5 protein-coding genes are annotated in these 8,734 nt (G+C 53.9%); all 5 read right to left on the minus strand.

Annotated features, from left to right (window positions below; genetic code table 11):
• Positions 1-6: 6 nt before the first annotated feature.
• The 5 genes from ACTNBZ_RS02965 to ACTNBZ_RS02985 all read right to left on the minus strand — a co-directional run bounded on the left by ACTNBZ_RS02965 (position 7) and on the right by ACTNBZ_RS02985 (position 8,672).
• Positions 7-2,499, minus strand: a complete 2,493-nt coding sequence (locus tag ACTNBZ_RS02965; protein ID WP_441208155.1) for a LuxR C-terminal-related transcriptional regulator — start codon at positions 2,497-2,499, stop codon at positions 7-9.
• A gap of 461 nt (positions 2,500-2,960) precedes the next feature.
• A complete protein-coding gene (locus ACTNBZ_RS02970; protein WP_441208156.1) occupies positions 2,961-5,420 on the minus strand; it encodes a LuxR C-terminal-related transcriptional regulator in 2,460 nt (819 codons plus the stop codon).
• A gap of 1,293 nt (positions 5,421-6,713) precedes the next feature.
• Positions 6,714-7,424, minus strand: coding sequence for a recombinase family protein (locus ACTNBZ_RS02975; protein WP_441208157.1), 711 nt, complete (start codon positions 7,422-7,424; stop codon positions 6,714-6,716).
• Between the two features lie 122 nt (positions 7,425-7,546).
• On the minus strand, positions 7,547-7,771 hold the full coding sequence (locus tag ACTNBZ_RS02980; RefSeq protein WP_117925360.1) for a DUF6870 family protein: 225 nt from the start codon (positions 7,769-7,771) through the stop codon (positions 7,547-7,549).
• A gap of 532 nt (positions 7,772-8,303) precedes the next feature.
• Positions 8,304-8,672, minus strand: coding sequence for a sigma-70 family RNA polymerase sigma factor (locus ACTNBZ_RS02985; protein WP_441208163.1), 369 nt, complete (start codon positions 8,670-8,672; stop codon positions 8,304-8,306).
• Positions 8,673-8,734: the final 62 nt, after the last annotated feature.

The raw sequence follows: 8,734 nt of genomic DNA on the forward strand, positions 1-8,734 counted from the left end.
ATGTCCCTATTTTTCGTTTGAGAGCATTTTTGTAAGCTGCTCCCGCTTCTCCGTCGGCTTTCCGGAGATATGAAGCTTATCATAAATATGCGTCAGTTTATTTTTTACGGTGTGTTCCGCGAGATACAGTGTATCCGCAATCTCTTTCCGCGTCTTTCTCTGGACGATCAGCCGGGCGATTGCCAGCTCGCTCTCCGTCAGGCCCAGATCGGCGGAATTGTTTCCGGAAAGGCCCCGCTTTACGTTCTCCATCTCATCCGCGCAGGCAAGGATGGCGCTGATCTGCTGCGGGTATTTTCTCTGCATGGCCGTCAGCAGTTCCCGCAGGTATACACCGTTTTCCACGAAGGGCAGGAGGATGCCGTCCGGCACAGCGATCTCCAAGGCGGTGCGAAGTTCCTCCTCAGCGTCCTTTTGCCTGTTCAGGGCATAGTAGGCCGCCGCGAGCTGGATATGGATATGCAGTTCGCACAGCAAATACGGGATCGCCTGACAGGACTTCAGCAGCCCCTCGCTGCGGCCGATCACCACCGCATATTGTTTTTGGGCCAAAAGCACCTGATTGTAGATAATCTCAAACATGGGGCGGGCAGGATTCAGCAGATTGGCCTCCGCCAGCTTTCCATCACGGAGCCAGATGGGGAGACGATCCACCCGGCCCAGCAGCGCGTGGACATAGGCAAGGCAGCCGTCCAGCACCGTGAAGAGCATCGGGTCACGGGATGCCTTAAACTGTTCCAGCTTCCTTTCGTACCACTCCTCCTGATACGGCAGCTGGCCGCAGAGCGCCAGCCGCAGAGACAGGAAATCGCAGCACAGCAGGATGTAATTCTGCTGCTCTCCGGCAGCCGACGCCCGTGCTTTTTCCAGCATGATATGCGCATCGACAAACTGCCCCCGGTTGAAAAACGCCTCCGCCTCCATGATCTGTTCCGCGCCCATGCCCTGACCGTCCGTCACTTGATAATAGTACGGCATGGAGTGATTCATCTCGTTGATCTCACTGTCCAGCTTCCCGGCTTCCCGGTGGAACATCATCAGGACAGAGGGGGATCCGAACGTGAAAGAACCATTTTTGGGGATGCTGATGGATGGACGGGACATCAGACGGCACGCGCTTTGGTGCAGTTGGCTCATGGCAGTGATATCGTTGTAATACAGGAAACTCATGATGAGGTCGCAATTGCCCAGCAGGTTGTTTCGCTCATCCTCTGCCAGCTCAGACTGGCTCACCGCTTTCAGCAGAACATCCTTGATCTTCAGCATTCTGGGGATCTGCTGCCAGGAGAACAGGCGGCGCATCAAAACCAGAAGTCCCTGGAGCTCCGCCATCAGTTCCTCCTCCGTACAGTTGTCCAGCAAGGAGAGAATCCGTTCCGGCGCGATAGCCGCAAGCTGCGTTCCACCGTCCAGACCGATGACGCGCAGCGCGGAGCGTCTGTCGCCTGCCTGATCGTAAAAATTGATTGCCTGGGTATACTGCCTTTGGGATTCATGCCACTTACCATAGCGTGTACGGCAGGCCGCCTGCTCTTCGGAAGGAAGCCGGGAAAACTGCTTCTGCATGCACTCCTGCAGCATATGGTGGAACCGATAGGTCTGGGTATCGGGAAGATACCGCACGAAGGCGTTGCTGGCACTGAGGTTTCGGACACGATCCGCCACGTCCGTCTGTTCCGTAATATATTCCGCCTGCTGGAGGGAAAATTCGTCGGCGAGGCACATCTTTTGCAACAGCTCCACATAACCGGCGTTCAGTCCTTCCACCAGCGTGTGATCCATCATATCGAGAACATCGTCTCTTCCATCCAGCAGACCTTTCCCCATGGAGATGGATTTCAGATTCAAATAGACGGCCGAGAACCAGCCCTCGCTCTGTTCGCTGAGTTCCGCAAGTTGCTTTTTGCTCATGGACACACCGCAGCGGCGGCAGTAGATGGAAAGCTCTGTGGGATTCAGCCGCAGGTCACCTGTCGCGATGGCGTGCCGCCGTTGTCCAAGATGCATATCCTCGCTCTGTGACAAAATGGCATTGCGGGAGGCAACGATAATATGCAGGTTGCTGACAGGGATGTCGGTCAGTTTGATCAGCATGGACAGCACACGCCCGTCATTCATCAGGTGGTAGTCGTCGATAAACAGAAAAAACTGATCCTCCCGATGACAGAGGTAATCCAGGACGGTCTCCGCAAGCAGGCCGACAGCGGTTTCGCCCATCGGGAAGTCAAACTGACTGATTTGCTTTCCAAGCTCCGTATTGTGAAACGCTCCACAGAAGCTCTTCCAGAACAGGTTGATGTTGTTGGAGTAGATATTGACACGAAATACCTGATCTCCCATCTGTCTGCGTTTTTCCAGATACCATGACACAGCCGTGGTCTTGCCGTAGCCCATTGGCGCGATGATCGTTGTAAACGCACTCTCTTCGATCTGCCGCAGACACTCCTGCATGCGTTCAGATATATATATCGTGTTCAAATTCTCTCTGTATCGTGACATAAAGGCTCCCCTCTCTCCGGAACATACGAGCATATGTATTCTCTGCGCGATGCGCGCATAGGGTCCTCCGGAAACTCTGACTGCAATTTTTAGGGCAACACCGCATAGTTCGGCAAGAGTATTCGGTGAGAGATTTTGAGTTCGGAAAAAGGTACTTTTCGCGGGAATACTTGGTGTATTGCAAGAAAAAGTACCGCATTTCCGGCTCAAAAGATCCGCCGAAGACCGCAGACGCAATTGTGCGGTGTTGCCTTAATCTGTCGTGATGAACCCCGTTTCCCGAATGTCGATTCCCATACGCCGCACCAATTCCGCACCAATTTGCCATGAAAATATATGTAGATACATGGATTTATGTAACAGAAAAGTACACAAATATGGGTTTTATTGAGCTTTATAAAGGTATATTGAGATATGAAACAGGCATTTAACCTATGATTACCCCAATTTGCCGGATTCCATTATGAGATTTTCATGAGCTTGGCCAGTGCCTGACGCTTGTTCCGCCCCTCGCCGCCCAGGCCCAGCTTCTCGTAGACGGCGTTCAGGCGGTTGTTGACAGACTTCACGGAAATACTCAGAATTTCGGCGATCTCCCGGCTGCTCTTGCGCTGGGCCGCCAGACCGGCGATCTCCAGTTCCCGCTCCGTCAGACCGTACCGCGCCAAAAGGTTCTGTTCCTGCCGGGTGTCCTCCCGTCCGGCGCGGAACCTGGCAGCGAGGGTATGCAGGCTCTTCCGGGTCTCCCCCTCTGCCATCTCGTCCAGAAGCCGGTCCAGACAGGGGTCGCTCTCGGCGAAGGGCAGCAGGATGCCGTCCGGCTGCGCCAGGGACCAAGCCTCACAAAGCGCTTGCCGTGCGGCCGTTTCCTTTCCGAGATGCATCAGCGCCACGGCGTTTTGCAGGTGGGCATAGATGCCGCACAGGGCGAACCGGGCATCGGCGCTGGCCCGGAGCAGCCGGGGCGTCCGGGCAGCTGCCTGCGCCCACTGGCTTCGCTCCAGCAGCACGCGGCCCACAACAACCTGAAAGACCGGCTCGATCAGTGGGAACACCTGTGCCATGCTGGCGCCTTCCGCCGTCAGCCACGCGGGGAGCTGCTCCGTCTGCCCCAGCAGGGCGCTGAGCCATCCCCGGCCCAGTTCCACGGTGGTCAGCAAACGGTACTGATGCTCACGGCGCAGGGTGTCCGCCGCGCGATCCAGCGGGGAAACGTCATTCCGGGGCGGCTGCTCATACAGCGCCAGCCGGGCAGAGAGGAAGGCGGCGGCAGTATAAATGCTGTATTCTCTCGCCTCCAGCGCCTGTTCCTCCGCCTGGCGGCAGAGAATATCGGCGTCGGTCAGGTTTCCCCGCATAAATTCCGTTTCGGCCTGCATGATGGTTTCCGCGCCGCTGCCATGTCCGCTGGCAACGCGGCTGTAAATAGGCATACATTCCCGCATCTCGTCATTCTCCCGGTCAAGGCCGCCGCTCTTGCTGTGGTAGAGCATTAAAACGGAGGGCGAACCCTGGGTCCATGGGTTGCGGTCTGCGGGGATCAGGGCGTGGATCTGCCGGTAATAGGCGCTCATAGCAGAGATGTCATTGAAGCACAGGAAAGACAGGCGCAGCAGGGCCTCTCCCGCCAGCTGATTCCGCTCCTGCCGGGAAAGGTCGGTGCAAAGCGCCATGCTGCGCTGAAACAGCGCGTGATACCGCTGCATTTCCGGGATGTCCCGGCCGTAAAAGAGCAGCAGCATGAATACCAGCAGCGCCTGCGGATAGCGCAGCTGGCACTCCTCTGGGCAATTTGCCATCCAGCGGCGCATCAGCGGCAGCCGCTCGGGTCCGAAGCTCAGGCCCCGGTCCTGTCCCACCGTCCGCAGGAGGTCATCCCAGCTGCCGGTTTTTTCATAGCACTCCGCGGCAAGGCAGCACTCGCCCATCTTCTCATACCACTGTCCCAAGCGGATCATGGTGGCATTCTGTTCCGTTTCCGGCAGCAGTAAGAACTTCTTCCGGGCGCAGGAACGCAGCATATTGTGATAGCGATACACACCGTCGGTACAGGTGATAAAGGCATTTTGTTCTGTCAGCTGGCTCAGCAGCGCCGCAGTGTCATCTTCCGGCCACAGGAACTCCGCTTCTTCCAGCGTGAAATCGTCCGGCACACTCAGCCGCACCAGAAATTCCCGCTGGCGGGCCTCCAGAGGGCGAAACAGCACCTCGTCTATGAGCGGATAGATATTTGTGGTGTTTTCCGGCCATTTTCCGGTCTGCGCATAGGCCCGCAGCTTCAGATAGACCATGGAGAACCAGCCCTCGGTACTGCTGGCCAGCATCTTCACATCCCGGATGTTCATCAGCTGGCCGCTCCGGCGTGCATATTCCCGGACGTCCGTTTCTCCGAGCCGCAAATCGTCCACATTCAGTTCCCACAGGCGGGGACCCAGCTTCATCTGTGCTGCCCGGTCAAAGATCACGTTGCGGGAGAGGAGAATAACATGGGTCCGCTCCGGCAGGTGATCGCTTAAAAACAGGATCAGGGATGTAAACGCGGGATCCGGCAGAAAGTGCAAGTCATCAATGATGTAAAAAACATCGTGGGATTTCCCGGCCAGAGCATCGGTCAGCAGTTCCATCATCAGCTGCCGCGCCTGCGGATCTGCGGGAAATCCAAGAGCGGACATTTCCTTTTCCAGTTCCGGCCATTCCCGGAGGTTCCGGCAAAAGCCTCGCCAGAAATCCGTCAGGGAGTCCGTGACGATGGTCCGCCACAGGATCAGAGCATCCGATTTCTTCTTTCGGCAATGATCTGCCCACCAGCTGATGGCTCTGGTTTTTCCGTATCCAATCGGGGCCACGATGGAAGTAACCGGATATTCGGAAATGTGGGCCAGCGCGCCGGAGATATAAGTTGTATTCAGCTTGACAGGCATTGCGAGGCACCTCGCTCATTACATACTCCCTATCATCATACTGGAAAATGCCTTGAATTGCAAGAGATCGAAAACCATACACAAGAAAGCGGCAAGCAACGCAAAGCGGGACCCACTTTGCGAAAACCGCAGATCTCCGCTTTCGCGGAAACCCACGGTTTCCTGCTTGTTGAGGCTTCGCCCCAATCCCCGCAGAACACAGTTTCCGTGTTCTGAAACGCAAGACAAGTCCTGCATTTTTCAAATCGCTTTATGGCGGTCAGCTCAACACTGTTCCGCATCTTTTTTTGTGGCATCCGGTCCTTCATGGACTTCCTCCGTGCCAAGGAAACGGTCGATATTGGCCTTGGCCGTCAGCAGCTCCTTCATGTCCTCCCGTGCTTTGCGGTACTCGGAATCTCTCCCTTGCGGCAACCGCAAGTTTACAGGGCCTGTGCCGGATGATAGAATAAAGCTGTATTTAGGGAGAAGTATCTTAGGGCGGAGCATTTTAGGGAGGATGGAAAGCAATAAGGGGGTAGTCTGCCCATTGCCGTGTTCGCGGGAAGGGCAGAGAATCAACGTATAACGTAGCCGATCAAGAACACAGGATCAAGAACTTTTACATAAAGGCTACGCATAACGTAGGCAAAATGATATGTCGGCAAACGACTACGTTATGCGTAAAAACTGCACTTCCGCGCAGAAACTCGAGTAGATTTAGGTGTCATATACACTATACTTCTGGCATGGTAAACTGACACTGTATTTATTAGATGAACTTCCCCAGAATGGGCCTTGTTAAGTAGTGAGCTGAGGATGCGAAGCATCCCGGCAGGTTGAATGAAGCATTTTTGGCCAGGAAAGCAGATTTAGGTATAGCTGAATCTTCCTGACAGCTGCAGTATGATGATACTGGATTTATTAGAGATGGTTTTCCCTCCTATGGGACTTACTAAGTTGTGAGCCGAGGTTTTTCGGTATGCTGAATGTGGACAAGGGGGATTGCTATACCCATTTGTGCCACACAGAGTTTCTTTAGGCCGAATAACCTGTGAGAATTGAATAACCGAGAATTTTGAAAGACACGAAAAGTACGACTGCGCGCATCAAGTGCAGCCTCTTTCCGTGTCTTTTCGCGTCCGAAACAGCTGTGGTGTTTGCCAGCCACGGCCCGGCAGGAATGCCGGCGAGAAAATGACTTGTCGATCAAATTGATAAAGAAGCATGGAGAGCCGTTGAAGCGGTACGGCAGGAATACCGCCTAGGGAGCATGGCAGCCTCCCGCCCTGTGCGCCATGGTGACAGCATGGTTCAGGCAGCGCAGGAATACGCATGTTTGGCATAGGGAAAACCATTGTTTTTCTTATAGGCCAGGGGGGAGAGAATGCCCATTTCGTTCAGCACGGTGGCGATCCGCAGGGCGCTTGTCCCGTCCAGGCGCATACGGAAGATGTCCCGGACAACACGGGAAGCATACGGGTCAGGTACAAGCAGGTTTTTGTTTTCCTCGGACTTCATATAGCCGTAAACAGGAAAGGCTCCAACAAAATCTCCGTTACGGCGCTTTATATCCAAAGAGGTACGGGTCTTGATGGAAATGTCTCGGCAGTAGGCTTCGTTCATAATGTTCTTGACGGATACGGTCAGATCGTCACCGCTGCCTTCATGGGCGGTGTCGATGTTATCCGTGATGGCAATAAAGCGAACACCATAAGTGGGGAACACCCGGCGCAGATAGCGTCCGGTTTCGATGTACTCTCGTCCCAGGCGGGAGAGGTCCTTTACAATGACGCAGTTGATCTTGCCATCGGTAATGTCCTGCATCATTTCCTTAAACGCCGGACGGTCAAAAATGATACCGCTGTAACCATCGTCGATTTTTTCGGATACGATTTGGATGTCCGGGTTTCGCTCAATGAAGTTCTCAATCAGCTTCCGCTGGTTGGTAACGCTGTCGCTCTCGCTGGAGCGATCATCTGTGTAAGACAGACGAATGTAAGCTGTTGCCTGATATTTTGGCATGAAAAAGCACTCCTTTCCTCCCGGAAGCTCCCGCAAGAAAAGAGTGGATTTCGAGGTTTTCAGTTTTCATCCTTTTCCATACACATCGTAGCACGCTTTTATAAAAAGAGCGAGGATGTCGATTACCTTAAAATCCCTTGCAGGCACTCCTCCAATGTGACCCCGTTGCTGGCAAATGCGGCGTTTACCACAAAATCACCGCAGCGAAAGCGATAGGGATTTTTGATTTGGTGAAGAAAGGCCGCGATTCGTTCCTCTTTGGGAAGGTCTTTATCTACCGCAACTTCACGGATGTCAACCAATTCATCGGTTGCTGATTGTGGACAGGTTTGTGTCAACTGGTTCATAAGGGTTCTCCTTTCTTTGAAGTCGGTTTCAAAATCACATGAATGCGCTGGCAACCGAAGCTGCCAGCGCATGGTATCTAACTTTGAAAAGAAAGGGCTGCACCCAAATGATGACTTGTTGTTGCTAACAGCAAATGGACGCAGCCTTTCAGATTATATCCGTTGCTTTCGTCACATTTGCCACGCCCCCCTGACGATGGGGACACTTCTGGTCTCCGCTGGCGCGGCTGTCATAACTCCGCAGCGTCGTTTTGCTCGTGCGCCGCAGGGTTCCTCCCAAGTCTTTAGGAGGCCGTGAGGAAGTATCTTTAAGCCCCCATGCAGTCACCGCGCCCTGAAGTGCCATCTCCAGGTTCCAGGCTTACGTTGATCGCTCAGGACAGCCGATTCATCACCTCCTTGGCTTGTCCTTCTTGGCGGCGCACCTGATCCGCTCGTACATGGGATATGTACCAGAAATGCCGTCTATTCAGTTGTCAATGTTCCAATGAAGGCAAAAGTTGTCCTTCTAATAACACTGACAAAAATGGCATTATTCGGACGCTTGAGAAAAAACTTTTTCCAGTTTTTTTAAGCCAAGATGGATACTGTCACGCACACGGCGCGGGTCAACGCCTTCGACTTGGGCAATCTCCTTCACGCTCATATCCAAGTAGAACCGAGCATAGATCCGTTTGGCCTGCTTGCCCGGCAGTTCCATCACCGCAGTGTAGATCTGATCGCGCAACTGTTTGTCCTCCAGGGCTTCTTCCGGAGTCGGAGAACGATGTACAACAGCGTCCTCAATACCATTGTCGCAATCCAGAGAGTATTGTGCCTTGTAGCGATACATCTGACGCTCATGTGCGGCTTCTGTAAATTTCGGGTTATAAAGTCCACTTGCACGGAGTTTCCGGTCCATCTTCACGGATAAACAAGTCCACCGTCACGGTGAAGGAGTCCGGCTAAATCAGAGCCTTTATA

Origin of the sequence: Pseudoflavonifractor sp. HCP28S3_F10, assembly GCF_052065415.1 — a bacterium.
Classification (GTDB): Bacteria; Bacillota; Clostridia; order Oscillospirales; family Oscillospiraceae; genus Pseudoflavonifractor_A.

Coding starts and splice junctions, on each gene's coding strand:
- ACTNBZ_RS02985 (WP_441208163.1), bottom strand. CDS start 8,672: ATGGACCGGAAACTCCGTGCAAGTGGACTTTATAACCCGAAATTTACA.
- ACTNBZ_RS02965 (WP_441208155.1), bottom strand. CDS start 2,499: ATGTCACGATACAGAGAGAATTTGAACACGATATATATATCTGAACGC.
- ACTNBZ_RS02970 (WP_441208156.1), bottom strand. CDS start 5,420: ATGCCTGTCAAGCTGAATACAACTTATATCTCCGGCGCGCTGGCCCAC.
- ACTNBZ_RS02975 (WP_441208157.1), bottom strand. CDS start 7,424: ATGCCAAAATATCAGGCAACAGCTTACATTCGTCTGTCTTACACAGAT.
- ACTNBZ_RS02980 (WP_117925360.1), bottom strand. CDS start 7,771: ATGAACCAGTTGACACAAACCTGTCCACAATCAGCAACCGATGAATTG.